Raw genomic sequence first — 25,423 nt, forward strand, 5'->3', positions numbered from 1 at the left:
GCACGGTCTCGTCAACTTGCGCAACAAGGGAGTCGCAATGGCAGAAAACACGCCGCGGTTACGTATCGGCATGGTGGGGTACGCGTTCATGGGCGCGGTTCATTCGCACGCCTGGCGCACCGCTCACCGCTTCTTCGACCTTCCGCTCACGCCCGAGCTGACCGCTGTCGCCGGCCGCAACCTCGCCGCGGTCACTGCAGCCGCGGAACGACAGGGCTGGAAGAGTGTCGAGACCGACTGGCGTCGGCTGGTCGAGCGCGACGACATCGACCTCATCGACATCTGCACGCCCGGCAATACCCACCGCGAGATCGCGATCGCCGCTCTTCAGGCTGGCAAGCATGTTCTCTGCGAGAAGCCCCTGGCCAACACCGTTGAGGAAGCGGAGGAGATGGCGGATGTCGCGCGAGCGGCAGCGGCGAACGGCGTGTTCGCGATGTGCGGGTTCACGTATCGCCGCACGCCGGCGCTCACGCTCGCGAAGCGCTTCGTCGACGAGGGGCGGCTCGGAGAAATCCGTCACGTGCGCGCGCAGTATCTGCAGGACTGGCTGAGCGACGCGGATGCCCCGCTCACCTGGCGCATGGACAAGGCGAAGGCCGGCAGCGGCGCGCTGGGTGACATCGGAGCCCACAGCATCGACACGGCGCAGTGGATCACCGGTTCCGACATCGCCGGCGTCTCGGCGATCATGAAGACATTCGTCGGCGAGCGACCGGTCGGTGGCGACCTCGTCGGGCTCGGTGGCAAGGGCGCAAGTGACGCCGAGAAGGGCCCGGTCACCGTCGACGACGCGACGGCATTCACGGCGCGCTTCGACAACGGGGCCATCGGGGTGTTCGAAGCGACTCGATTCGCGCTCGGCCGCAAGAACGCGATGCGCATCGAGGTCAACGGCTCGATGGGGGCGATCGCGTTCGACTTCGAGGAGTCGAACGTCTTGCAGTACTTCGACGGTTCGGACGACCAGGCCGCGCAGGGATTCCGGCGCATCATCGTGACGGAGCCGGTGCATCCGTACGTCGGCAACTGGTGGCCGGCAGGCCACGGGCTCGGCTACGAGCACGGTTTCACGCACCAGGTCGTCGACCTCGTGAACGCCATCTCGGCCGGCGAGCAGCCGCGGCCGTCGTTCGACGATGCGCTACGGGTGCAGCGGGTGCTGGCAGCGGTCGAGGCATCTGCCGGCGATCGCTCGACATGGCACGCCATCTCGTGACGCTGCCGCCGCACTCGCCGACGTTCCCCCTTCAGGTCGCGAAAAGTGGGGTTCGAGGCCCTCGTAAAGCCCACTTTGCGCGACCTGAACGGGTGGGTCACGGGGGATGACAAAAGTCGAGGCAATCAAGAAGGAGGAGGGACGATGACTCGTCCGATCACGTTGTTCACCGGCCAGTGGGCCGATCTGCCGTTCGAAGAGGTCGCTCGCCTCGCAGGCGAGTGGGGCTACGACGGCCTCGAGATCGCCAGTTGGGGTGACCACCTCGACGTCAACCGTGCGGTCTCGGACCCGGCGTATGTGGCGAATCGGTTGGAGATCCTCGAGCGCAACGGCCTGAAGGTCTTCACGATCTCGAACCACCTGGTCGGCCAGGCCGTGTGCGACGACCCGATCGACCAGCGCCACCAGGACATCGTTCCCCCGCATGTGTGGGGCGACGGTGACCCCGAAGGTGTGCGCCAACGGGCGGCCGAGGAGCTCAAGCAGACGGCGCGCGCGGCGGCAGCGCTTGGCGTGAAGACCGTCACCGGCTTCACGGGGTCCAAGATCTGGAAGACGATCGCCGGCTTCCCTCCCGTGCCGGAGTCGATGATCGATGACGGCTACCAGGACTTCGCGGACCGTTGGAATCCCATCCTCGACGTCTTCGACGAGGTGGGTGTGAGATTCGCCCTCGAGCCGCACCCGAGCGAGGTCGCGTTCGACTATTGGTCGTCGAAGCGCACGCTCGAGGCGATCGGCAATCGGGATGCCTTCGGGTTCAACTTCGACCCGTCGCACTTCGTATGGCAGCAGATCGACCCCGTGACATTCCTTCAGGATTTCGCCGACAAGATCTACCACGTGCACTGCAAGGAGTCGGTGACGCAGCTCAACGGCCGCAACGGCCGGCTCGCCTCGCACTTGCCGTGGGGAGACCCCCGCCGCGGCTGGGACTTCGTCTCGACCGGGCACGGCGAGGTTCCGTGGGAGCCGATCTTCCGCACCCTGAACTGGATCGGCTACGAGGGTCCGACGAGCGTGGAGTGGGAGGACGCCGGCATGGACCGCCTGGTCGGCGGACCGGAGGCGCTCGCCTTCGTGCGCAACCTCGCCACCATCACGCCGCCTGCGGCCGCCTTCGACGCCGCCTTCTCGCAGAGCCGCTGACATTTCAGTTCCCTGAGGGAGCGGAAATCCATCAAACGAACAGAAAGCCTGACATGACTGACGCAACGCGTCGCGCGCTCATCGTGCGCGGCGGCTGGGACGGCCACGAGCCCGTCCAGACCACCGAATCCTTCATCCCCTTCCTCGAGGCGAACGGCTTCGAGGTGCGGGTCGAGGAATCGCCGGCCGTGTACACCGACGCGGAGTACATGGACACCGTCGACCTGCTCGTGCAGGTCAACACGATGAACTCCATCGAGAAGGACGAGATGGAGGGCCTCGATCGCGCTGTTCGGAACGGCATGGGCATGGCCGGCTGGCACGGCGGCATCGCGGATTCCTACCGCAACACCGCCGACTACCTGCACATGATCGGCGGCCAGTTCGCGCACCACGCGAACAAGGCGCCGAAGGACCAGCTGGCCGGCGAGCAGTCCGACAACTACATCCCCTACACCGTGCACATCACCGAGCTCGGCAAGGTGCACCCGATCACACAGGGCATCGCGGACTTCGATCTCGTCACCGAGCAGTACTGGGTGCTCAGCGACGAACTGAACGACGTGCTCGCCACCACCACGCAGGCGGTTCGTCCGTGGGATGCCTGGCACCGGCCGGTCACCGCCCCCGCGATCTGGACCCGCTTGTGGGGCGACGGCCGCATCTTCGTCTCCGCCCCTGGCCACAAGCTCGAGGTCGTCGACGACCCCAACGTGCGCACGATCATCGAGCGCGGCCTGCTCTGGGCGGCCCGCGGTTCGGGACAGCCGGCGCCTTCCGCGGCGGAGGTCGCAGAATGAGCACGTTGCGCGTCGGCGTGATCGGCGTCGGAAACATCAGTGCGCAATACTTCGCGCACATCCCATCGCTGCCGAACCTCGAGCTCGTCGCCGTCGCAGACGTCAACGAGGAGCGCGCCCGTGAGGTCGCGGCGGAGCAGGGAGTTCGTGCGCTCACGGTGGACGAACTGCTGGCGGATGCCGGCATCGACGCCGTGCTCAATCTCACGATTCCCGCGGTGCACGCTGCCGTCGGCATCCGTGCGCTCGAGTCCGGCAAGCACGTCTACGGCGAGAAGCCGCTCGCGCTGAACACTTCTGAGGCCGAGCCGATGCTGACGCTTGCAGCGGAGCGGGGCCTGCGCGTCGGGAGCGCGCCCGACACGGTGCTCGGCACGGGCATCCAGACCGCACGTCAGGTGCTGGACGCGGGTTCGATCGGAGAGCCGATCGCCGCGGCGATCCACTGGAGCGCGCCGGGGCACGAGCTGTGGCATCCGGCCCCTGCCTTCTATTACCAGCCGGGTGGCGGGCCGCTGTTCGACATGGGGCCGTACTACCTCACCAGCATCGTGACGCTGTTCGGCCCGGTCGCGCGGGTCTCGGGGGTTGCGACGGTCTCGAACCGCGAGCGCTCTGTCGCGACCGGTCCGCTCGCAGGCCAGGCGATCCCGGTGGATGTCGCAACTCACGTCAGCGCACTGCTCGAGCACGAGAACGGGCTGACGACGACCCTGACGGTGAGCTTCGACGTGTGGAAGTCCCGCGCTCCGCTGTTCGAGGTGTTCGGCACAGAGGGCACCATGGCCGTGCCTGACCCCAACCGGTTCGACGGGGACGTCGAGATCGCGTCGGCGGCGACAAGAGAATGGGAGACCGTTCAGGTTTCGGCAGGTTGGGCGGATTCCGGCCGCGGCTTCGGCCTTGCCGACATGGCCCGTGCCATCGAGACCGACCGGCCGCACAGGGCGAGCGGCGAGCTCGCGTTCCATGTGCTCGAGGTGATGGACGGCATCCTGCGCGCCGCCGCGGACCACGCCGTGGTCGAGATCGTCAGCACGGTCGAACGCCCGGCACCCGTGCCGCTCGACTCGACGCCTGCTACCTGGTAGCCGGCGGCGTCGTCGTCACGAATCGTTTCGATCGCCATGGGCTCCGGCACGGATGCCGCGCTATGGTGACGGGGTGCAACCGCTCTCTCGGTTGCGATTCACGTTCACCAAGGCGCCAGGCGTCCGTGCCCCGCTCGCGCGTCGATCAGGCAGGAAGACATGACTCAAGGCAGTGACGACTACCGCGACAGCGGTCTGCAATTTCCGGATTCCTTCGTGTTCGGTTCGGCCACCGCGTCGTACCAGGTCGAAGGCGCGGTGAAGCAAGACGGACGCTTGCCGTCCATCTGGGACACCTTCAGCCACACCCCCGGCAAGGTGTGGAACGGTGACACCGGTGATGTCGCCGACGATCACTACAACAGGCTCGACTCCGATCTCGACCTCATGAAGAACCTCGGCCTGCATGCGTACCGGTTCTCGATCGCGTGGCCGCGCGTCATCCCGACGGGGCGAGGACAGGTGAATCTCAAGGGCGTCGACTTCTACTCGCGCCTCGTCGATGGGCTGCTCGAGCGCGAGATCACGCCGGTCGCCACCCTCTACCACTGGGATCTGCCGCAGGTGCTCGAGGATGAGGGCGGCTGGCCGAACCGCGAGACCGCGTACGCCTTCGCCGACTACGCAGAGGCGATCGGCCAACGGCTCGGCGACCGGGTCGCCGTGTGGACGACGCTCAACGAGCCGTGGTGCTCCGCCTACCTCGGCTACGCATCCGGTGCTCACGCCCCAGGCCGCACCGACGGCGCAGACGCACTGCGATCGGTGCATCACCTCAACCTCGGGCACGGCCTCGCGGTTCAGGCGCTGAAGGCATCCGTCGCCAACCCGGAGGCGGAGTACTCGATCACGCTGAACCTGCACGTGATCCGCCCGGAGGGTGACACCGGAGCGGAGGCGGCGAGGCAGATCGATGCGCTCGGGAACCGCGCGTTCACGCATCCGCTGCTCAAGGGCGAGTATCCCGCCGACCTGATCGAGGACACCAAGTCGCTCACCGACTGGTCGTTCGTGCAGCCAGGCGATCTCGAGGACATCAACCAGAAGATCGATGTGCTGGGCGTCAACTACTACTCGACGAACCGCGTACGGCTCTGGGACGGCAGGAGCGAACGCCAGCACGCCGACGGCCACAAGGATGTCGGTGCCTCGCCGTGGCCAGGAGCCGACCGTGTCGAGTTCCTCGAGCAGCCCGGCCCGTACACCGAGATGGGCTGGAACATCGAGCCGTCCGGTCTCTACGACCTGCTGACCTCGCTGCGCGACGAGTTCCCCGATCAGGCTCTGATGATCACCGAGAACGGCGCTGCCTTCGCGGATGCGGTCTCGCACGGAGAGGGCGGCGCCGCGGTTCACGACCTCGACCGCATCGACTACCTGCGCCGTCACATCACGGCTGCGCACCGCGCGCTGCACGACGGCGTCGACCTTCGCGGGTACTTCGTCTGGTCGCTGATGGACAACTTCGAATGGGGCTTCGGCTACTCCAAGCGGTTCGGCATCGTGCGCGTCGACTACGACACGCTGGAGCGCCTGCCCAAGGACAGCGCCGCCTGGTATGCGGAGCTCGCCGAGTCGCGGCGCATCCCGGAGTAACGGGCGTCATCCGGCACGGATGCCGGTTTCCGTCGTCTCTTGATGCAACGAGTGACGGAATGGGGCATCCGTGTCGGGGATCCGAACGGAACGTGACCGTGAGATGAACAGGCTGGTCGAATAAGTTCGAACAGCGAACGTGTATACCGTTAGGCTTCCCTGCGTGACTGAAGCACTCCCGGCGCAGCCGCCGGACGCCGCACCGATGCGCCCTCCGCTCGGGAGCAATCTCGATGGCGTGCGTCAGCACAATCTCGGCACCGTCCTGCGACTTGTGCATGGCATGCAGGGGCGTTCGCGCTCCGAGCTCACGCGCGCAACGGGTCTGAGCCGTTCGACGATCGGTGCGCTGGTCGGGGAATTGTCGGCCCTTGGCCTGGTCTCCGAGACGGAGCCACGTGAATCCACCGGTGTCGGGCGGCCGAGTCCTGTGGTGCGGGCCAGTTCGACGATCGTCGCGGTGACCGTGAACCCTGAGGTCGACGGCGTCTCCGTCGGTGTCGTGGGACTCGACGGCACCGTGCACAGGCAGGTTCGGCATGCCACCGACGCGCCGCCGAGTGCCCAGGAGGCCGCCCGCATCGTGGCGAACGTGCTCGACGGGCTTCGTGCCGTTCTCGACACCGGACTCCGCACCGTTGCCGTCGGCGCGGCCGTGCCCGGCAGTGTTCGCGAGGTCGACGGCGTCGTGCGCATGGCCCCGCACCTCGAGTGGGTGGACGAACCCTTCGCGGCGCTGCTCGAGGATGCCACCGGCCTGCCAGCGCTTGTCGCCAACGACGCGAGCCTCGGCGCGAACGCCGAGCACCTGTTCGGCGCGGGGCGCGGCATCGGCGACCTGATCTACCTCAACGGCGGTGCGGGCGGAATCGGCGGAGGCGTCATCACGCGTGGTCTGCCGCTCCTCGGCGGGTCGGGATACGCGGGCGAACTCGGACACACCGTGGTGAACTCCGCCGGCGGAAGGTGCCACTGCGGCGCGATCGGATGCCTCGAGACCGAGGTCTCGCAGGCGCGCCTTCTCGAGGCACTCGGCATGCACGACCCGCACATCCTGGATGAAGCGGTGCGTCACCTCGATGCCAAGGGCAGGGCGGAGGTCGAGCGGCAGCTGACCTACCTGGCCGTCGGCATCCGCAACGCCGTGAACATCCTCAACCCCAAGCGCGTGGTGCTCGGCGGATTCCTGGGCGTGCTGCTCGATGCAGCGCCCGAGTTGCTGGAAGCCGAGGTACGCGCGCAATCGTTGAAGGCATCCGCGGAGCAGGTCGACATCGTGCGCGCCGAGCTGGGCTCCGACGTGCTCACGATCGGTGCGGCAGAGCTCGCCTTCACCAGGTTGATCGCGGAGCCGGCTGCGCTGCTGCGCTGAGCGAATCGGCGCTGCGGCGTTGAGCGATCCGTCACGCGGGTGCGCGAACGAAAGCTGTTCGCGAACACCCCTTAGGCTGCCGGGGTGATCATCGCCCTCGCGCTCTCCGCCAGTCTCGACGTGACCTACGAGGTCGATGTGCTGCATCTCGGCGACATCACCAGACCGGCAGCGGTCACCAAGGTCGCCGGCGGCAAGGCGCTCAACGTCGCGCGTGCGGCATCCGCGCTCGGTGCCGAGGTGCACGCAGTCGCTGCACTCGGCGGTGCAACGGGTGACTGGGTGGCGAGCATGCTGGCCGACGACGGTGTCACGTCGACCGTCGTGCCGTTGCGCAGAGTCACGCGCACCTGCATCGCGATCGTCGAGGCTGCGGGTTCCGCCACCAGCACGGATGTCTACGAGCCCGCGACTCCGCTCGATCGTGACGAGTGGCAGGCGTACGCCAGCGCGACCGAACAGACGGTCGCCGCCGCGGTCTCCCGCGGCGCGACACCGTGGGTGGCTCTCTCCGGGTCGATCCCGCGCGGGGTCCCGCTCGACGAGCTCGCTGCGCTGCTCGAGCGGCTGTGCGCCGGAGGGGCGCGCATCGCGGTCGATGGTTCGGGAGAGGGGCTGCGGGCAACGATCGGCGCAGCGGATCTCGTCAAGGTCAACAGGCGAGAGGCATCCGAGCTCCTTGGCGTCGCTGTGGGCACGGCGGCCGAGGCGTGCCGCGCGCTGCGGGAGCGGTTCCGCGTCGATGCCGTCGTCACCGACGGTGTGGCCGGATCGTCCGCGCTCATCGGCGGCGTCGAGGGCTCGGCGCCCGCGCCCGGCACGTTCGGACGTTTTCCGGCGGGCAGCGGAGACGCGTTCCTCGGCGGGCTTCTCGCCGCATTCGACCGGGGCGCATCGCCATTGGAAGCGTTGACTGCGGCAGCCGAAACGGGGGAGCGCAACGCGATGGTGCCAGGGCAGGGACGCCTCGTTCCGCTGGGGTGACGCCACGCTGTGTCGCGCAGCGCGTGAGGCGAGCTGGACTGCACTGCGTGACCCAGGTTGGGGCGCATCGTGGCGGGCGAAAATCCCTGTGAAGGGTCTGGCGTTCACCCGGGTGGCATCCGATAGAATGATTCTCGAATCGATTCGACGTGGCTGATCCAGCCGGCCCGGATGAATGCGTTTCGTCTCCCAACTCCTCCAGCGCCGCGATCGGATGCCAGCACCTCGCATTCGACCCGGGCCATACCGCACCCTCCGCCACGTCGACCCCGCCGGATACGAATGTCTACCGCCACTCAGCCACTTCCCGTCATCAACGACCCCTCCGAAGAGAACGCCGCGTCGCACCATGGATCCGACGGCCGCACGGAGCACCGCGGCACGGAGCACCGCGGCACCGACGGCCGCTCGACCGATCCGTCGCGTTCGCACGGTCAGAGCGCGCATCCGACGACCAAGCCGGTGCGCGTCGCACGCGGCGCTCATGACACCGGCGCCGATGTGCGCCCGGACGAGGTCGAGACCGCCACCGCCGGCATCCCCGTGGTCGGTATCACGGCCGGCATGCCAACTGGCGGAGTGCCGACGGGAGGCATCGCGACGCTCGAGCCGCAGACGTCCCGTCGCGCGTCGAGGTCGAACAGGGGACCACGCACCGCGGCCACCTCGGTGGTGCACCCGGGTGACGCGCTGCCGAACAGGCGACGCGTTGCGTACATCCTGATCCTCGGCGCGCTCACCGCGCTCGGACCGTTCACGATGGACACCTACCTGCCGTCGATGCCGAAGCTCGAATCCGACTTCAACGTGTCGACCGCCGTGATCCAGCTCACGCTCACCGCGACGACCGTCGGCTTCGGGCTGGGTCAGCTCATCGTCGGTCCGTGGAGCGACAAGGTCGGGCGACGCATGCCGCTCATCCTCGCAACAGCGGTGCACATTCTCGCGTCGCTCGGCGTCGCGCTCGCGCCGAACATCGAGCTGCTCAGCCTCTTCCGTCTGCTGCAGGGTCTCGGCGCCGCTGCGAGCGGTGTGGTCGCGATGGCGATGGTTCGCGACCTGTTCAGCGGGCATCGCCTCGTCACGATGCTGTCGCGCCTCGCTCTGGTGAACGGGCTGGCGCCCGTGATCGCGCCGGTTCTCGGCTCGCAGCTGCTGCTGATCATGCCCTGGCGCGGCATCTTCTGGGTGATCGCCAGTTACAGCGCGGTCATGCTGGTCTGTCTGGTGCTCTGGATCAGGGAGACCCGCCCGAAGGCTGCGCGCAACGCGACCGCACAGTCGACCGTCGCCCAGCGGTTCAAGGTCGTGCTCAGCGACCGGGTCTACGTCGGCATCGTCATCGTCAGTGCCATGAACTTCTCCGGCCTGTTCGCCTACCTGTCGTCGAGCTCGTTCGTGTTCCAGACCGTGTACTCCTTCAACGCACAGCAGTACGGTGCGCTGTTCGCCGCCAACTCGGTGGGCATCATCATCGGGGTGCAGTCGGCTGCGCGGCTGGCGAAGCGGGTCGGACCGCAGTGGGTGCTGACGGTCTCAACGGCAGTCATGACCGTTGCAGCGGCACTCATCGTCGTGCTCGGCAGTTCGGGTGTCGGCATCTGGGGCGTCATCGTTCCGCTCTGGTTCTTCATCACCGCGTGCGGCTTCGGCTTTCCCTGCGTGCAGGTGCTCGCGCTCAACGGCCACGGCGCGGAGGCGGGCACGGCGGCATCCCTCCAGGGCGCAGCCAACTTCTCCATCGCGGGTCTTCTCTCCCCGCTCGTCGGCCTGCTCGGCGTGGCCAGCGCGGCGCCGATGGGTATCGTGATGCTCGGCTGTTCGCTGGTGTCGGTGTGCGCACTGTGGTTCGTCGTTCGGCCGAAGACCGTCCCCGCGCTCGCGCATTAGGCCGGCTCGCAACAGAGACCCGTAGCAGAGACCCGCAGCAGAGACAGGACGAGACCGTGGCAGACATCCGCCCCTACCGGCCGAGCGATCGCGACGACATCTACGAGATCTGTGTGAAGACGGGCAAGTCGGGCACGGATGCCACCGGCTGGCTCGACTCCGATGACCTGCTTCCCGACATCTACGCTCTGCCCTACGTCGACCTCGAGCCCGACTTCGCGTTCGTGGTGGATGTCGACGGCCGCGCACGCGGATACATCCTCGGCGTCCCGGACACGGCGGCCTTCGCGACGGAGCTGCGCCGCACCTGGTTGCCAGGGTTCGAGGCGAAGTACCCGGTCACGCACGAGGACACGCCGACGCAGCATTTCGTGGCGGATGGTCGCGACCCTGATCGCCTGCTCATTCCCGAGCTGGCCGAGTATCCGGCTCATCTGCACATCGACCTGTTGCCCGAGTTGCAGGGCCAGGGACTCGGACGGATGCTCGTGCGCACGCTGATCGGTCGGCTCGCGACTCGTGGCGTTCCCGGCGTGTGGCTCGAGTACGGAGCCGACAACGTCAGTGCCGCTGCGTTCTACCGCCGACTGGGCTTCCTTCCGCTTCCGTCGAGCACGAAGGGCACCCTGGTCGGACTGCGCACCGACGCGACTGTCTGACGTGCGCTCGCGGCCCGATCTGATGCGCAGTGCGATCGGAGCCGGCCCGGCGATCACAGCGGCACAGTGCTCAGATCCAAGAGAGAAGCGGAACCCGTTCGAACCAGTACAGCCACTCAGGACGCGACGATCGCATCTCGGAGAGCGTGATCGAGTCCGAGACGTTGACGATGGGGCGGTCGAGCACCTCTGCGAGGTCTTCCATCGTGATACGCGACCAGTACTGACCCCGCAGCCGCACCTTCACAACGCCCGACTTGTCGAGCACGAAGAGATTCGGCTGCGTGTCGAGCGAGTTGTCGCGATAGATCTCGAGAAGGCAGATGGAGCCGATCTCGGAGTTCGAGATCTCGTTGATCTGGCCGAGGAATCCGCGTTCGCGAACAGCGTCAGGAGACACCGTGACGGTGGTGCGCCGGAAAAGCAGGATGAGGATCAGCACGAACACGGCGGTCAGTCCGTGCAGGGCGACTACCCATGGCCACGAGCCGCTGGGGATCGTGAGCCAGTACGCCACGGCGAAGACCGGAGTCGTGAGTGCGAGCGTGGCGATCACGCCGTTCACAAGCAGGTGACGGTGCGGGTGCAGCACATGCGTGCCGGTCGTTCTCACCTGCTCGGAAAGCACAAACGCCCCTCCACCCCGCTGATGGCCAGCGGCTGATCCTGCTTGACGATGTCGGTCGACTACGGTCTCGACCGTGAACCAGAGCGTGAGGCTGATGCGTTCGGGTGCCTCGCCGTCCTGGGTCACATTAGCGGGGATCTCGCCTGGATAGAACCCCCATTCCGCCCTTTGCGACGAATTTGCTCGATGTCGCGACGAATCCTTACGAGTAGGTTGTTGCAGAGAGACGCCGGCGTCGGCGCCGGTACAACGGGAGAGGTGTTCCGACCGTGAATGTGATCGCATTGATCGTGTCGTTCGTGTTGTTCATCGGGGGCCTGGTGATCATGGGATTCGCATCCGAGGTGACCGGCTGGGAGGGCATCACGTTCATCAGCGGCATCATCGCGGTGGCGCTCGCCTTCGCCATTCCCGTGCACGTGCTCGGCAAGCTCGATTAGGGCGCTGGGCCCGTCGAAACCTCGCATTCCCGTTCGACGTGATTGTGAGGGCTGATCAGCCCCGCACTCACGAGACGAGGAAGATCATGGCGAAATACCTGCTGGTGATGGTCGGCAACGAGCAACGCTGGAACAGCATGGCCGACGACGAGTGGCACGCGATCGACGAAGGGCATCGCAGGCTGCGGGAGCGTGCAGGTGACGGCATCCTCGCCGACGGCCAGCTCGAGGACTCCTCGAAGTGGACGACGGTGCGTGCCGGAGCCGACGGCGCGCAGACGGCTGCCGACGGACCCTTCGCCGAGACGAAGGAGATGATCGGCGGGTTCTACGTGATCGACGTGCCCGACAAGCAAGCGGCGGTCTCACTGGCAAGAGAGCTCGCCGAGACCCGCGCCGATCACAGCGGCGTGGAGGTCATTCCGCTCGTGGTGCACTGACGGCGACCGGCGTCGCCCTCGGCGTGCTCGGCGAGGCATCCGATTCGGCGTGGGCGGCCGGTCGTTGGAGCAGTGCGTTGGCGACGCCGGCCGCGAGAACGACGAGGGCCGCCGCGAGCGGAGCGAACGCGGCGGCCGCGGTGCCGGACGACTGCGCCAGCTCCCCGACGATCGCGGACGACGTCGACTGGCCGACGATGACCCCCGAGCCGAGGATGGTCATCACCGTTGCAGACCGGCCGATCGGGCTCCGCTGCGCGGCCAGGCTGTATTGCGTGACAAGGGTCGGGCCGACGCCGATGCCCGCGACGAACAGGGCTATGGCGACCGTGAACACCGAGTGCATCAGTGGCAGAAGGGCAGAGCCGGCGATCAGGATGGCGGCGAACGTCAGCCAGCGGGCGTTCAGCCCGAAGCGGCGCGGGAACCAGGCGACGCTCAGCGCGAGCGCAGCCGACCCGACGCCCATGACGCCGTAGACCAGGCCGGCCGATTCCGGCGATCCTCGATCGGTCAGGAACGCCGTCAGCGCGGTCAGCATGGCCCCGAAGAACAACCCCATGCCGAGCACGCCGATGGCGACCGTGACTATTCCCGGCCGGAACAGTTCCGATGCCGGCGCCTGCATCACGTGCCCGCCGTCGTGGGCGTGCCGCACGGTCTTGGCAGTCGGATGCCAGGCGAACGCCGTCACGAACACGAGCGTGAGCACTGCAGCCCCGATCACCGGTGCGGCGGGGTTCAGCGTCGTGGCGAGCAGGCCGACGATGAACGGCCCGAACACGAACACGCTCTCATCGGCCGCGGATTCGTACGCCATCGTGCCGTTGAGTGTGCTTGGGCGACGGTCGGCAGGGATGGCGCGGGAGATGACGCCGACGAGGCGACTTCGCGACATAGGGGAGACCTGCGGAGCGGTGGCGCCGATGACGAAGGCCACAACGAGCACCGCGGCATCCGGAAGGGAACTGAACGCCACCCACGCCATGGCCAGCAGCGCCAGGCTGTTCACGACGCCGCTCAGCAGCATCACGAGCCGCTGACCGAACCGGTCGGCAGCTGCGCCGATCAACGGCCCGAAGATCGCCGTGCCGATTCCGGTCACCGCGGAGTTCAGACCACCCAGCGCCAGATCGCCGCGCGCGGAGACCACGAGGGTCATCACGCCGACGACCATCATCGCGAACGGCAGTCGTGCAAGGAGCGCGACGGGGAAGTACGCGAGTCCCGTTGCACGCACGAGCGTGATCGGGCGTTCTTCGGACGGCGTGCTCATGTGTTCTCCAAGGCGGCGATTCGTGCCGCCTTGACCGACCGGGCGTCAGCCGCCGGCCAGGTAGATACACGTGGGTAGCTTCCAGTCTGTCATAGCGGTGATCGGCATCCGCTGACCGGGTCGCCGCGACGAGACGCACGGCTCATCACCGGGGCCCGGGCGTACGATCGCGACATGGCATCTCTGAGGTGGCGCGCTCTGGCCTGGGTGCTCGGCGTGATCGGCGCGTTGCTCGTCGTCGGCGTGCTGATCGCGAAGCTGATCGCCCTGCTGGTCCCGATCGCACTCATCGCCATCGTTCTTCTTGTCATCATTCCGATGGAGATCCGCCGCGCCAGAAACAAGACGGATGCCTGATCGGCCCGAGTCCGAACCCGTCCGATAGTCCGCTCGAGAGGATTCGCTTTGGCCAAGGAACCCCTGATCTCAGACCACGGATTGATCGGAGATCTGCAGACTGCAGCGCTCGTGTCGACCGACGGCAGCGTCGATTGGCTGTGCCTTCCGAGATTCGACTCGCCCTCTGTGTTCGGATCGCTGGTCGATCCAGAGCGTGGCGGCTTCTGCCAGATTCGTCCGACGACTGACGACTACATCGCAAGGCAGCTCTATCTGCCCGACACCGCCATCCTGGTCACCCGATTCATGACAGAGGAGGGCGTCGCCGAGGTGATCGACTTCATGCCGGTCTCCGATCAGGGCGAGTCCTCGAAGCACCACCGCCTCGTGCGCATCGTGCGCGTCGTACGCGGCCAGATGTCTCTCTCCTTCGACCTGGCGCCGGCATTCGACTACGCCCGCCACGATCACACCCTCGAGGCCACGGAGAACGGCGTCGTGTTCCGCGCGGGCGATGAGCAGCTCACGGCGCATCTGGCGGGCATCCTCTTCGAGCAGCTGGACTTGGAGCAGAGCGACGGCCCGACAGGTCCGCGCTTGCGGGCATCCGGAACGCTGAAGGTCGGCGACCTGGGCGGCGGGATGCTCGAGTTCGGCCCGGTGGGAGAGCCTCGGCGCTTCTCCGAAGAGGAGGGGCGACGCCTCTTCAACGAGACCATCGACTTCTGGCGGGGTTGGCTCGCGCAGTCGACGTATCGCGGTCGCTGGCGCGAGCAGATCAACCGCTCGGCGATCACGCTGAAACTTCTCACCTACGCGCCGTCCGGTGCGCTCGTGGCTGCGCCGACCGCCGGACTGCCCGAGCAGGTGGGCGGTGAGCGCAACTGGGACTACCGCTACACGTGGATCAGAGACGCGTCGTTCTCGGTCTCCGCCCTCCTCGGTCTCGGATTCGTGACCGAGGCGCGCTCGTACATCAGCTGGCTCTCGGATCGGATGCGCGAGCACGTCGGCTCGGCCTCCGGCCCGTTGAAGATCATGTATCGCGTGGACGGCTCGTCGGAGCTCGACGAGCAGACGCTGACCGACATGGCCGGCTATCGGGACTCCCGGCCGGTGAGGATCGGGAACGGCGCATCCGATCAGCTCCAGCTGGACATCTACGGCGAGGCGCTCGATGCGGTCTACTTCGCCGACCAGCACGGGGTGAGCCTCGGACATCAGACCTGGACGGAGCTCTCGGCGATGCTCGACTGGCTCTCCGAACACTGGGACCAGCCGGACGAAGGCGTGTGGGAGACGCGGGGTGGCAGACAGAACTTCACCTACGGGCGCATCAACTCGTGGGCGGCGTTCGATCGCGGCATCCGTCTGGCCACGGTGCACGGGCGTCCAGGCAACGTCGAACAGTGGGTCGTGGAGCGCGACAAGATCTACAACCAGGTGATGGAGCGCGGGTGGAATGCGAAGCGCGGTGCGTTCACGCAGCACTACACGACAGAGGTTCTCGACGCATCCGTTCTGCGCATGGCCACGGTCGGCATGATCGCGCCGGATGACCCGATGTGGACGTCGACGCTCGCCGCGATGGAAGAGGAGCTCGTCTCCGACAGCCTCGTGTACCGCTACAACCCGGAGGCGTCGCCCGATGGGCTGCGCGGATCAGAGGGCACGTTCTCACTGTGCACGTTCTGGTACGTCGAGTCGCTCGCCCGCGCTGGACGGTTGAATGATGCCAGGATCACGTTCGAGAAGATGCTCACGTACTCGAACAGCCTCGGCCTCTACGCCGAAGAGATCGGGTTGACCGGCGAGCAACTGGGCAACTTTCCGCAGGCGTTCACGCACCTGGCGCTGATCAACGCGGCGCTCGTGCTCGACAAGGCGCTGGATGCCGTGCCTCCAGCCAGGCACGGAAGCGCGCGATAGCACGCCCGAGTCTCACCGCGGGTCGAGGGTGTCCAGCCGGTCGAGGAGCTCGACGGCCGCCCGAGCATATTCGCCGATCCACCGGTCATGGATGCGCTTGATCGGCAGCGGGGCCAGCGTCAGATGGCGCTCGCGCCCGACTCTGCGGCCGGTCACGAGCGAGGCGCGCTCGAGAACGCGCAGGTGCTGAAGCACCGTCGTCCGGTCCAACTCGGGAAACGCGTCGCACAGGCCGCCGGTAGTACAGGGTGCTTGCTTGAGCGCGTCGAGCATCCTTCTTCGCGTCGACGATGCCAACGCCTTGAACACCAGATCGTCATCCTCGGCATTGACATCGTCTGGCGTCACGTTGTAAAAATATCACATGAGCAATGACGATCGGCTCGAGGAACTGCGCTTCACCGTGTCCGGGCGTGTCGCCAGACCGCCGGCCGAGGTCTACGAAGCCGTTGCCGACCCGGAGCAGCTGTCCCACTACTTCACGACAGGAGGAGCCAAGGGACGGTTGGCCGTGGGTGCGGTGGTCTCGTGGGACTTCCATGACTTTCCTGGCGCATTCCCGGTCACGGTCGTCGAGGCCGTGCCGCCGACGAAGATCGTGATCCGCTGGGCAGGACGTGAGACGACCGATCCGAACGGGGTGACGACCACGACGTTCGAGTTCGAGCCGATCGACGACGGAACACGCACGCTCGTCACGATCACCGAGTCATCCTGGCGAGCGACGACTGCAGGTGCGAAGAGCGCGTTCGGCAACTGCGAGGGCTGGACGGGCATGCTCGCTGCGCTGAAGGCGTGGCTCGAGCACGGGATCAATCTTCGCGAGGGGTTCTACGCCTAGCAGAGCCCTGTCACCTTTTCAGGGTGTCCAGGCGCACGAGCACGGCCCGCGACTCGTTCTGCGGGTCGTTGAGCTCGGCCCAATGCTCAACATCGATTCGGCACTCGGCGACAGCGCACGTCGACAACTGGACGGCCTCCCTGGTGAGACGCCTCACGAGCTCGCTGATCTCGGGGTTGTGTCCGACCAGCATCGCCGCCCGCACAGCGTCGCCGAACGATGCGACGGTCTCGAGCAGGTGGGTCGCCGTCGTCGCGTAGAGCGAGGCATCCAGCTGCACGGATGCCGCACCCTGCGGCGCGATCGCCTCGGCTAAGGCATCCGCGGTGGTTCTGGCGCGGAGTGCGGTGCTCGACACGATGAGATCCGGTGCGACTGCGCGTTCTGCGAGTCGACGGCCCATCGCCGGTGCTTCGCGTCGTCCGCGTGCGTTGAGCGGACGATCGTGGTCGCCGAGCGTCTCATCGCTCCAGTCGGACTTGGCGTGCCGAACGATGAACAGGGTCTTCACGCCGCAAGCCTTGCACGTGAGCGCCTTTGCGGCGCTGCTGGGGCGTTCAGACGTTTCTGCGCAGGAAGCGCACCAGACCGATGATCACGGCGATGATCAGAACGATGATTCCGATCCAGAGCAGGAACTTCGCGGCGGCGACGAAAATGCCGAACAGAAGCAAGACGACTCCGACGATGAGGAGTATGGCGGCGAGAGCAATCATGAAGGCAACTCTTCCCTGGTCGACGTCTTCAGATAACCCCTTGCGCTTGCACCCGCAGATGTGATTGGGCTTCGCCCCCACTGGCAGGCGTTCGAGCCATGTCGAAGCAGCGGACAGAGTCGCGCTACGCGCTGCCGTCGGATTCGTTGAGCTGCACGGTGAGACGCTCGATCTGTTCGACCTTCTTCGCATCCTCGATCTCGCGGCCGAAGTCGTCCCCGTCGTCCCAAGGCTCACTGACGAGCTGGCTGGCGGGCCCGACGAGAACGTCGATCACGTGGGTCCCGCCTGCGCTCGTACGCGTGGGGAGGGACACAGTGTCAGCGAGTCCGCGTCTCGCAAGTGCTCGTGCGTACGCCACGAACGCCTCTGCAATGCGGTTGCCGGTCAGAAAGACGGTTCCGCTGTAGGTGATTCGTCGCACCTATCTACCTGACAGCATCCCGGCGCCGGAATCGAGGCCTTGACGAGAGCCGGTTCTGGTGCAGTTGCAGTGCAGCACGTCGCGCCCCGCCCAGGGACCCACCGATATCGGAGAGGCGATTAGCAGTGTTCGGGACAACGAACGAATTGCCCGGCGCAGGACGCTAGGCCGCAGCCGCGCTTGCTGTCCAGCTCGGGGTTCCGCGGGCGGCGAAGGTCGCTCCGACCAGGGCCGCGGCAAGCACGATGGTCACTGCGGCGATCCCGGCGCTGACTCCGAGGTTGACAACGAGGATGGCGCCGATCACGGCACCGATGAGCATTGCGAGTACCGCGATCAGGCGTCGCGTTGCGGTCGTCAGGTCGCGCTTGCGTAGGTCTGATGCGATGCCTGTGAGCGTCATCGTGAGGACGGTGGTGGTCATGTCGGGCACGGCGAGATGGCGTACGACCGCATTCTGGATGCCGAGAGCGATGGCACCCAGCGTCAGGATCAAGAGTTGATGGCCGAGGTGGAGTGGTGCCTCGCCCGAGATACTGATAGCGAGCACGGCGGCAAAGAGTGCCAGCTGAACAACGAGGGCATTGCGGAGCAGCTTGCCTCGATGCGTGCTGAACCGAGTGATTGCGACACCGCCGATCGATGCCCCGACGAGGAAGCCGGCGAGTGCCACTAGCGACCCCCACAGGCTGTAGCCCGGCACCCTGGCCAGGGCGAATCCGATGAACACGATGTTGCCGGTCATGTTGGCGACGAATACGCGTCCCAGGCCGATGATGCTTGTCGCGTCGACGAGTCCGGTTCCAAAGGTGAGCACGAGGAGAATTGCGGGCAGCGGACCGTGCGCTGGATGTGCGAAGTAGTTGAGAGCGTGCGATGTGCGAGTGGGTGCCATGCCTGTTTCCCGTGCTTCACGACTCGATCACGTCGTAAACCCACGCGACGTCCTCGTCGCCGTGACCTGCGTCGCTTGCGGACGAATAGAGGCGTTCGAGCGCATTCAGATACATGGGACTGCTCGAGGAACCGGCTGTCGCCTGGGCGAGACGGAGATCTTTCAGGAGGCCGTCGAGCGCGAACTGCGGAGTACGTTCGTCGTCGATGATCGTCGCACCCTTGGTGTGGGCGTACGGGCTGTCGGATGCTGACCCTGCGATGGCGTCGAGAAATAGGGTTGGTTCGAGTCCGAACCTGTGAGCGAGCGCGAGTGACAGTGCGGTGCCGGCCGTGAGACTGCCGATCCACGTATTGCAGACCAGCTTGAGGTCCGACGCAGCTCCCAAGCGGTCGCCGACGACGATGGTTTTCGACCCGATTGCGTCGAATACTGGTCGGAGGGCGGAGACGGCTCTCTCTTCGCCGGAAGCGAGCACTGTCAGTGCCGCGTGTTCCGCGGGGTCCTTCGTCCCGAGAACAGGTGCGTCGACCACTGGCACGTGATTCGAAGATGCTGCCGCAGCTACCGCCTGCATGCCTTGGGCACCGATGGTGCTGCTCTGCATCCAGATGGTGTTTTTGCGCACGTTCGGGAGGAATTCCGTCGCAACGCTCAGCACGGCGTCTGCATCGAACAGCATTGTGAGCACGACATCCGCGTCACGAACAGCATCGGAGGGGTCGGACGCTGTTCGTGCGCCCGCGTCCGAGAGTGGCTTCACCTTCTCGGGGCTTCGGTTCCACACCGAAACCTCGAATCCCGAACGAAGGAGCGAGCGAGCGATCGCCGCTCCCATCGTCCCCGTTCCGAGTACCGCCACCCTGAGATCAGCTTTCGCAGTGCTCGATGGATCAGACATGGCCTTCCTCGATTCGTTGTGTTTACGATCTTGATTTCATATACTGTACGCTATGTCCAGTAATGCACAACCCACCTCCCGCCGGGGCCGCCCTCGAAGCGAGAACGCAAGACGTGCCGTGCTCGATGCGGCTGCGGAACTGGCGCTTGAGGGTGCCGGCGGTGCGGGTATCGACGCGATAGCCGCGCGGGCGGGAGTCAGTCGCACCACTGTGTACAAGTGGTGGCCGTCAGCAGCAGCGGTGTTGCTCGAAGGACTTCTCGAGCGCACACACGACACGATCGAGTCGCCGGTCTCGGCAACCACTCGTGAGGCTCTGGGTGACTACCTCACCAGGCTGATAGCGCTCATCCGCGACACGCCGCCTGGCGCCCTCCTTCGGGGACTCACGGCGGCATCCGTGACCGACCAGGTCGTCGGTCACGCCCTCATCAACGAGTGGCTCGCACCGCGGAGAGCGGCTGCCGTGCACCTGCTCGCGGAGGGCGTGCGGCGCGGTGAAGTGCGCGCCGGTCTGGACTACGACGCCGTCGCAGACGTTCTCTTCGCGCCGATCTACTACCGCCTGATGTATGCACACCAGCCCCTCACCGATCGACTGTCGGCAGAAATCATGGCCGTGTGCTGGCCGGGTATCGCCGCATCCGAATGAATGCAATTGCGGTCAGTCCGCTATGGGAAATTCGAGCGGGACCTTTGCCTTGAGCACGAGGGTACGTACGATGGTGGCGGGCATTGGGGGTGTCATGCGTGCTGCACGGACAGCGGGCGCTGTGTTAGTCGTTGCTGCCGGCACCGCCTTGTGTGTTGCGTCGGTTTCGGGGTCTGCGGCCGCGGCACCGGGTGCGAACGTCATCGAACAGTTGGTGTCGACTGCGGACGCGGATGCCGGCAACGGATGGGCTATCGATCCCGCGAACCCGGGGGGTGGTGGGGTGGAGCGTCTTGTGGAAGGCCCGGGTACCCCACCGTCAGGGCGCGGCAGTCTGGCGTTGACGACTCCGGCTTCCACCGATCGAGCCCAGGTGTATACCAACCCCGCCGGTGCGACTGTCTCCAGTTGGAGTTCCCTGAACGGTGAGAGCTTCTCCACGTTCACGTTCGCGGCGGTCAACCCAGGCAGCAGTCTTCCGCTGATGAAGTTCGCCGGCTGGCAGGCCGGCACCGCCCAATTCACGACGCTCTCGTTCGGACAGCCTGGCAACGGTGCCGCATCTTCGGGTGCGTGGCAGACATGGACACTCGGCACCGATTCGCTGGTGTTCCAGTCCAATGCCAGTGACGCGGGATTCTGTGTTCAGGCGAGCCCGTGTACGTTCGGCGCCTTCCTCGCGCGGTACCCGACCGGGTTATGGGGCCAAATGCAGATCGGGCTGGGCAGCGGTGCAGCAGCCGGAGCGCAGGGATTCGCAGACGCCGTGTCAGCCACTCACGGCGTTACGTCCTACGCGTACGACTTCGAAGTTCCGGCGTCCTCGAATTCGACCGCGGCCATTCGGCCAGGGAGCCAGACCAGCACCGGAGGGCAGGTAACAGTCACCTTGAACGCGTCGTCCGTTGCCGCGGGTTCGGTGGTCTTCACGATCACCAGCACCCTTCCCGACGGGACTATTCAGACGACTGAACGAACCGTCGCGGCAGGTGACATGGCCACCGCGACGCTGGACGTTCCATTCGGTAGCACGAGCGTCAGCGTTACGGCGCAAGACGTGAGCATCGCTACCGGCACCGTGACCTTTACTGCACCCACACCAGCCGGAACGACTGCACCAGGCAGAACGACCACACCATCAAGCACCGAGCAGCTTGCTGAATCCGGAAGCACCACAGCACCCTTGTGGATCCCCGCCGGCGTCCTGCTCGCCGGAGTCGCCCTCGTCCTCGCCACCCGACGGATCACGCCACGCAGACGAAACACAACAAGCAAGTAGGGGATCCTTTAGCGAACTACCTTGATTGACGTGCGCTGCCGATCGTGAACTTGGAGACCAGAGGGGCGTCGCTTCGAGGACGAGTTTCAGGTGATGCGAATTGTTTCCCGGCCCCCGACGCAAACGTTCGGGTCGATCTCGTCGGGAGCCGGCGCGATCGGTGGTCAGTACAGCTGGGACCAATTCGATGGACGCGAAGCCAAGGTGGCGTAGATCTGCACGGCAGCTCCCTGTTCCAAGGCCTTCGTCGCGCCGCTGATGTCCTGCGAGAACAGGCCAGTTGATGCGTCTCGACGGGAGATCCAGAGCAGGTCTCCGTAGTCGCTCATCGCGTCGTAGTACTTGCCCGAGTGCGTGGCCGAGGCCAGAAGCAGCATCGACTTGAAGTAGATCGAGTTGAAGTAGATCGGCTGCTGTCCGATGGTCCCCGCCCCGACGTAGTACGAATAGCTGGCCTCGGCAACGTCGACAGCATGGTTCAGGTAGGCGCGATCGTGCGTTGCGAGGTACAGCGCATACGCGGCGGCGAGCGGGATGCCTTGGTTGTAGGACCATTTCGTCTTTTCGACTGTTCCGTCCAGACTCACGTGGTCGAAGTAGAGTCCGTCGCTGTCGAGGAGATACTTGTTGGTCCAGTCGTACGATCGCAGCGCGCCCGTGAGGTAGTCGCGATTCCTCGTGATCGCGTAAAGACGCGCCCCCAGCAGCGCTGTCGGCATGTTGGAGACGGTGTTGCGATCCTGACTCCAGGATGCCTGGGTCCAGAAGACTCCGCCGGGATCCGCATGGGTCGGATCGTTGTCCCAACCGGACTGGAGAAGGGCGAAGATCTGCTCGGCGCGTTGCAGCGCTGCGCGATCGCGCGTCATGAGGAACAGTTGGACCTTCTCCAGGCCGACCCACGCGTTGTCATCGTAGAAGAGGTCGCCGCTGCTGCCGTACGGTGCCTGTGCGCCCGAGGCATAGCCCGGCTTCCCGGATGTGCTCGTGGCTTCCCAGTAGTGTTCCTGTCCTGCTGCCAGTGACGCGAGTGCGGCACGTGCTGCCCCGCTCGAACGCATGGCGACGAGATCCAGAGCAGCGACGTGCACCTGTGAATGGGACCACTCGTAGCCGTACGCGGGATCGCCCGACTGTGCCGGGTAGGTCTCGTGAACGAGGTTGGATCCATCGTCCGCCAACACGTAACGCTGCAACGCCGCCCACGACTGCAGGGCACGTGAGGCCGCCGGGTTGCCACCGTGAACGGGCGGCCATGCCGGCGATGCCGTCGCCGCGGTTGTCGTGGCACCCCAGAACGCCGCGGCTCCCGCTGCGCCCAGCCCTGCTTTCAGGACAGTTCTTCTGCTCAACATCGATAGTTCTCCTTTGAATCGGTGGATGGAGCGAACGGTGCGGGTGGCGATTCCACGCTCGGAAACGTTTCCAGCACTCGATAGTAGCGGCGGCACCCCTTCGGGGGTCAAGGGTCAATTGCTGAGGTGCTGGCACAATGGCCCGTGTTGGAGGGCACGTGGCTGAAGCGAGTGGCGGGCTGGAGAAGCCCCCGACGATGAAGGACGTGGCCACGCGCGCTGGGGTCGGCGTCGGAACCGTGTCTCGGGTCGTCAACAGCTCGGCACCGGTCAGTCCTGAAACCACGAAGCGGGTCGAACGGGCGATCCGCGAACTCAGCTTCCATCCGAATGACATCGCTCGTTCTTTGCGTCCTGGTCAAGGGCCGAAGACGATAGGCCTAGTGGCCGGCGACTTGACCAACCCGTTCTATGCGACCCTCGCGAAGGGCGCGATGGTCGCGGCATCCCGCCGTGGATTCGCGGTGCTGATCGCGATGGTGGACGAGGACCCGGATGCCGAGCGAACCGCCGTGCGAGGGTTGCTCTCCCGCGGTGTCGCCGGTCTGCTTCTCGTTCCCGACAAAGGCGACCACGGATATCTCGACGAGCGGGGCGAGGGAATGGGCGTGCCGACCGTCATGCTCGACCGTCCGGCTTCCGGCGTGCAGCGCGACGTCGTGCTCTTCGACAACGAAGCGGCGGGAAAGATGGTGACAGAGCACCTGCTCGGTCACGGACATACCCGGATCGGAGTTCTCGTCGCCCCGTCGTTTTACACGACCGGGCGCCGGCTTCGCGGGTTTCGTAGCGCCATGCGAGACGCAGGAGTCGGTGTCGATGAGTCGCTGGTGCTTCGATTGGCGAATGGGTCGCCTGCATCCGCGGAGGAGGGAAGCAGGCGGCTACTGGCTCGCGGGGATGCCCCGACCGCCCTCTTCACCACAACCAGCTTCGTCACCTTGGGGGCGCTGCGGGCAATGCGCAGCGTTTCGCATCGGCCCGCCATCGTGGGCTTCGACGACTTTCCCCATGCGGATCTGCTGCCGACTCCCATCAGTGTTGTCGCCGCGAACCCCGAAGAACTCGGCCGTGTCGGAGTCGAGCGTCTCTTCATGAGACTTGAAGAACGCGACTTGCCTCCGGCGCATATCGTGCTCGAAGTGAGCCTGCATGAACGCGGGAGCGGGGAGGCAGCTCCAACCGCAGAGCCGGCCTGATCGTCCCGCCAGAGATCCTCAGCGAAATGCTCCGAGTGCCACGGCGGCGTTCGACCACTGAACGAAACAGGAAGTCGGACTTCGTTGGTGCGCGCGAGTGTGTTGCTCGCGGCACCTTTATCGTCTCGCGTCGAGCTCGTCGAGCAGCGTCCGCATTCGGGTCACCATGTGGCCGCGCCAGCCACCGCGGAGCGTCTTCAGGGTGATTGCCTGAATCGGGTCGGTGCCATCGTGCGTGAGGAAGAGACGTGTCCCGTTTCCTTGCGGTTCCAGCCGCCATTCGACGGTGGTTTCGAGATGAGCACTCGCCCACGAGATCTTCAACGTGTGCGGCGGGTCGATTTCGAGCACTTCGCAGTCGATGACCCCCGTGAATCCTTGTGCGGGCACCGGCCGTGTGGTGAAGGTGAAGCGGTGGCCGACGATCGGCCGAAAGTCGTTGTCCATCAGCCAGCGCGCGAGCAACGCCGGTTCGGTCAATGCGCTCCAGACCAACTCGGGAGGGTGCGGAAGAAATTCGTCGGTCTCGATCGCAGTCACTGCCGTGATTCCCGATCTGAGCGGCTACCCTCGAGCTCCGCGAGCGTACGGCGGAGCGCCTTCATCCGGTCGCTCCAGAAGGTCTCATAGAAGGCGAGCCATTCGCTCACCTCGACGAGCGGTTCCGGCGTGAGCATGTAGAAGTTCTCCCGCCCTGCGCGACGCTCGGTCGCCAGGCCGGCATCGAGCAAGAGGCGCAGGTGCTGCGAGGTCGCCGGGCGGCTCACCTGGAATCGGGCGGCGAGCTCACGCACCGGCTGCTCCCGCTCGCGCAATGCGTCGAGCAACTGTCGACGGGCGGGATGCGCGATCGCTTGGAAGACATCCGGTTCAGGCATCATTCCCCCCAGCCGGCGGCATCCACCTGCGGCGCATCCGGAACGGACTCCTGGAGCACGATGCCGTTGCCATCCGGATCATCGAAGGTCACGAAGCGGCCCCACGGCGCGCTCTGGATCTCGCTCACCAAGACGCCTCTTGCACCCAACGTCACTGCGTCACCTTCGAGGTCGTCGGATTCGAACACCAAGCCCTTCAGGGATCCGGGTGGCATCGTCGGAAACCATGTGACCAGAGTCAGGGAAGCGCCGCTCGGCGGGGCCACCATGACCCACCGCATCTCAGGCGTGAACTGCTGGTCGGCGAGAAGCGTCAAACCGAGCGTTGCGACGTAGAAATCTTTGGCGCGATCCTGATCGGAGACGGGGACCGAAACCACCTGAACACCTGCAATCGACATGCCCTCTATATTGGTAAGGAACTACTTACGAGTCAAGCGGCGTGTCGAAGACGTCAAGGAGTCAAGG

29 protein-coding genes and 1 pseudogene are annotated in these 25,423 nt (G+C 65.8%); 18 read left to right on the top strand and 12 right to left on the bottom strand.

From position 1 onward, the window contains the following. The first annotated feature begins 37 nt into the window (after window positions 1–37). The 9 genes from MJ603_RS14495 to MJ603_RS14535 all read left to right on the top strand — a co-directional run bounded on the left by MJ603_RS14495 (window position 38) and on the right by MJ603_RS14535 (window position 10,763). On the top strand, window positions 38–1,219 hold the full coding sequence (locus MJ603_RS14495; protein WP_243064451.1) for a Gfo/Idh/MocA family protein: 1,182 nt from the start codon (window positions 38–40) through the stop codon (window positions 1,217–1,219). A gap of 144 nt (window positions 1,220–1,363) precedes the next feature. Next, entirely contained in the window at window positions 1,364–2,371 is a 1,008-nt protein-coding gene (locus tag MJ603_RS14500) for a sugar phosphate isomerase/epimerase (protein ID WP_243064452.1), read from the top strand. Between the two features lie 53 nt (window positions 2,372–2,424). After that, the gene (locus MJ603_RS14505) at window positions 2,425–3,171 is read left to right on the top strand and encodes a ThuA domain-containing protein (protein WP_243064453.1); all 747 of its coding nucleotides are present in this window, start codon (window positions 2,425–2,427) and stop codon (window positions 3,169–3,171) included. Next, window positions 3,168–4,262, top strand: coding sequence for a Gfo/Idh/MocA family protein (locus tag MJ603_RS14510; protein ID WP_243064454.1), 1,095 nt, complete (start codon window positions 3,168–3,170; stop codon window positions 4,260–4,262). The genes MJ603_RS14505 and MJ603_RS14510 overlap by 4 nt, the downstream gene beginning before the upstream one ends. A gap of 159 nt (window positions 4,263–4,421) precedes the next feature. Then, complete coding sequence (locus MJ603_RS14515) at window positions 4,422–5,858, top strand: GH1 family beta-glucosidase (RefSeq protein ID WP_243064455.1); 1,437 nt, start codon at window positions 4,422–4,424, stop codon at window positions 5,856–5,858. Window positions 5,859–6,021: 163 nt separating this feature from the next. Continuing rightward, window positions 6,022–7,230 (top strand): ROK family transcriptional regulator, encoded by a 1,209-nt coding sequence (locus tag MJ603_RS14520; RefSeq protein WP_243064456.1) that lies wholly within the window; start codon window positions 6,022–6,024, stop codon window positions 7,228–7,230. Window positions 7,231–7,314: 84 nt separating this feature from the next. Beyond that, the gene (locus MJ603_RS14525; RefSeq protein ID WP_243064457.1) at window positions 7,315–8,214 is read left to right on the top strand and encodes a PfkB family carbohydrate kinase; all 900 of its coding nucleotides are present in this window, start codon (window positions 7,315–7,317) and stop codon (window positions 8,212–8,214) included. Window positions 8,215–8,778: 564 nt separating this feature from the next. Beyond that, on the top strand, window positions 8,779–10,104 hold the full coding sequence (locus MJ603_RS14530) for a multidrug effflux MFS transporter (protein ID WP_374230940.1): 1,326 nt from the start codon (window positions 8,779–8,781) through the stop codon (window positions 10,102–10,104). Between the two features lie 56 nt (window positions 10,105–10,160). After that, window positions 10,161–10,763: a GNAT family N-acetyltransferase gene (locus tag MJ603_RS14535; protein ID WP_243064458.1), complete on the top strand. Its 603-nt coding sequence runs from the start codon at window positions 10,161–10,163 to the stop codon at window positions 10,761–10,763. 70 nt (window positions 10,764–10,833) lie between these two features. Here MJ603_RS14535 and MJ603_RS14540 read toward each other — a convergent pair whose 3' ends face one another. Next, a complete protein-coding gene (locus tag MJ603_RS14540) occupies window positions 10,834–11,391 on the bottom strand; it encodes a hypothetical protein (protein WP_243064459.1) in 558 nt (185 codons plus the stop codon). A 269-nt stretch (window positions 11,392–11,660) separates the two neighbouring features. Here MJ603_RS14540 and MJ603_RS14545 point away from each other — a divergent pair, with 269 nt between their 5' ends. Further along, a complete protein-coding gene (locus tag MJ603_RS14545; protein ID WP_243064460.1) occupies window positions 11,661–11,831 on the top strand; it encodes a hypothetical protein in 171 nt (56 codons plus the stop codon). An 86-nt stretch (window positions 11,832–11,917) separates the two neighbouring features. Further along, window positions 11,918–12,271, top strand: coding sequence for a YciI family protein (locus MJ603_RS14550; protein ID WP_243064461.1), 354 nt, complete (start codon window positions 11,918–11,920; stop codon window positions 12,269–12,271). Here the strand turns inward: MJ603_RS14550 and MJ603_RS14555 are convergent. Next, on the bottom strand, window positions 12,249–13,547 hold the full coding sequence (locus tag MJ603_RS14555; RefSeq protein WP_243064462.1) for an MFS transporter: 1,299 nt from the start codon (window positions 13,545–13,547) through the stop codon (window positions 12,249–12,251). The two genes, MJ603_RS14550 and MJ603_RS14555, sit on opposite strands and share 23 nt — an antisense overlap. Before the next feature lie 174 nt (window positions 13,548–13,721). On the opposite strand from MJ603_RS14555, the gene MJ603_RS14560 reads away from it, so the two are divergent. Further along, window positions 13,722–13,904, top strand: a complete 183-nt coding sequence (locus MJ603_RS14560) for a hypothetical protein (protein WP_243064463.1) — start codon at window positions 13,722–13,724, stop codon at window positions 13,902–13,904. A 48-nt stretch (window positions 13,905–13,952) separates the two neighbouring features. Then, on the top strand, window positions 13,953–15,815 hold the full coding sequence (locus MJ603_RS14565) for a glycoside hydrolase family 15 protein (protein WP_243064464.1): 1,863 nt from the start codon (window positions 13,953–13,955) through the stop codon (window positions 15,813–15,815). A 12-nt stretch (window positions 15,816–15,827) separates the two neighbouring features. Here the strand turns inward: MJ603_RS14565 and MJ603_RS14570 are convergent, their stop codons facing one another. Next, the gene (locus MJ603_RS14570; RefSeq protein WP_243064465.1) at window positions 15,828–16,163 is read right to left on the bottom strand and encodes a helix-turn-helix transcriptional regulator; all 336 of its coding nucleotides are present in this window, start codon (window positions 16,161–16,163) and stop codon (window positions 15,828–15,830) included. Window positions 16,164–16,179: 16 nt separating this feature from the next. On the opposite strand from MJ603_RS14570, the gene MJ603_RS14575 reads away from it, so the two are divergent. Continuing rightward, window positions 16,180–16,656: an SRPBCC family protein gene (locus tag MJ603_RS14575; protein WP_243064466.1), complete on the top strand. Its 477-nt coding sequence runs from the start codon at window positions 16,180–16,182 to the stop codon at window positions 16,654–16,656. A gap of 10 nt (window positions 16,657–16,666) precedes the next feature. Here MJ603_RS14575 and MJ603_RS14580 read toward each other — a convergent pair whose 3' ends face one another. From MJ603_RS14580 to MJ603_RS14600, 5 genes are all read right to left on the bottom strand, one after another. After that, entirely contained in the window at window positions 16,667–17,167 is a 501-nt protein-coding gene (locus tag MJ603_RS14580; RefSeq protein ID WP_243064467.1) for a histidine phosphatase family protein, read from the bottom strand. Between the two features lie 46 nt (window positions 17,168–17,213). Then, window positions 17,214–17,372, bottom strand: a complete 159-nt coding sequence (locus MJ603_RS14585; protein ID WP_243064468.1) for a hypothetical protein — start codon at window positions 17,370–17,372, stop codon at window positions 17,214–17,216. A gap of 124 nt (window positions 17,373–17,496) precedes the next feature. Further along, window positions 17,497–17,796 (bottom strand): hypothetical protein, encoded by a 300-nt coding sequence (locus MJ603_RS14590; protein ID WP_243064469.1) that lies wholly within the window; start codon window positions 17,794–17,796, stop codon window positions 17,497–17,499. Window positions 17,797–17,959: 163 nt separating this feature from the next. Next, window positions 17,960–18,691 carry a YoaK family protein gene (locus MJ603_RS14595; RefSeq protein ID WP_243064470.1) on the bottom strand — a complete coding sequence of 244 codons (732 nt, stop codon included), beginning with the start codon at window positions 18,689–18,691 and terminating at the stop codon, window positions 17,960–17,962. Between the two features lie 16 nt (window positions 18,692–18,707). Further along, entirely contained in the window at window positions 18,708–19,592 is an 885-nt protein-coding gene (locus MJ603_RS14600) for an NAD(P)-dependent oxidoreductase (RefSeq protein ID WP_243064471.1), read from the bottom strand. A gap of 52 nt (window positions 19,593–19,644) precedes the next feature. Here MJ603_RS14600 and MJ603_RS14605 point away from each other — a divergent pair, with 52 nt between their 5' ends. Beyond that, the gene (locus MJ603_RS14605; protein ID WP_243064472.1) at window positions 19,645–20,244 is read left to right on the top strand and encodes a TetR-like C-terminal domain-containing protein; all 600 of its coding nucleotides are present in this window, start codon (window positions 19,645–19,647) and stop codon (window positions 20,242–20,244) included. A 373-nt stretch (window positions 20,245–20,617) separates the two neighbouring features. Then, window positions 20,618–21,523: a hypothetical protein gene (locus MJ603_RS14610; protein ID WP_243064473.1), complete on the top strand. Its 906-nt coding sequence runs from the start codon at window positions 20,618–20,620 to the stop codon at window positions 21,521–21,523. A 164-nt stretch (window positions 21,524–21,687) separates the two neighbouring features. Here the strand turns inward: MJ603_RS14610 and MJ603_RS14615 are convergent, their stop codons facing one another. Continuing rightward, window positions 21,688–22,878, bottom strand: a complete 1,191-nt coding sequence (locus tag MJ603_RS14615; protein WP_243064474.1) for a glycoside hydrolase family 76 protein — start codon at window positions 22,876–22,878, stop codon at window positions 21,688–21,690. A gap of 197 nt (window positions 22,879–23,075) precedes the next feature. Between MJ603_RS14615 and MJ603_RS18875 the strand changes: the two are divergent. Beyond that, window positions 23,076–23,198, top strand: a pseudogene (locus MJ603_RS18875) (LacI family DNA-binding transcriptional regulator); the annotation flags it as partial. A 63-nt stretch (window positions 23,199–23,261) separates the two neighbouring features. Beyond that, window positions 23,262–24,077 (top strand): substrate-binding domain-containing protein, encoded by an 816-nt coding sequence (locus MJ603_RS14620; RefSeq protein ID WP_243064475.1) that lies wholly within the window; start codon window positions 23,262–23,264, stop codon window positions 24,075–24,077. Window positions 24,078–24,194: 117 nt separating this feature from the next. Here the strand turns inward: MJ603_RS14620 and MJ603_RS14625 are convergent, their stop codons facing one another. From MJ603_RS14625 to MJ603_RS14635, 3 genes are read right to left on the bottom strand one after another with little or no spacing between them, the layout of a single operon-like run. Continuing rightward, window positions 24,195–24,617: an SRPBCC domain-containing protein gene (locus MJ603_RS14625; RefSeq protein WP_308220603.1), complete on the bottom strand. Its 423-nt coding sequence runs from the start codon at window positions 24,615–24,617 to the stop codon at window positions 24,195–24,197. After that, window positions 24,614–24,955, bottom strand: coding sequence for a helix-turn-helix transcriptional regulator (locus MJ603_RS14630; RefSeq protein WP_243064477.1), 342 nt, complete (start codon window positions 24,953–24,955; stop codon window positions 24,614–24,616). The genes MJ603_RS14625 and MJ603_RS14630 overlap by 4 nt, the downstream gene beginning before the upstream one ends. After that, on the bottom strand, window positions 24,955–25,356 hold the full coding sequence (locus MJ603_RS14635) for a VOC family protein (RefSeq protein ID WP_243064478.1): 402 nt from the start codon (window positions 25,354–25,356) through the stop codon (window positions 24,955–24,957). Before MJ603_RS14635 ends, MJ603_RS14630 begins: the two co-directional genes overlap by 1 nt. Window positions 25,357–25,423 lie beyond the last annotated feature (67 nt).

The sequence above is a fragment of the Humibacter sp. RRB41 genome, from assembly GCF_022761015.1.
GTDB lineage: Bacteria > Actinomycetota > Actinomycetes > Actinomycetales > Microbacteriaceae > Humibacter.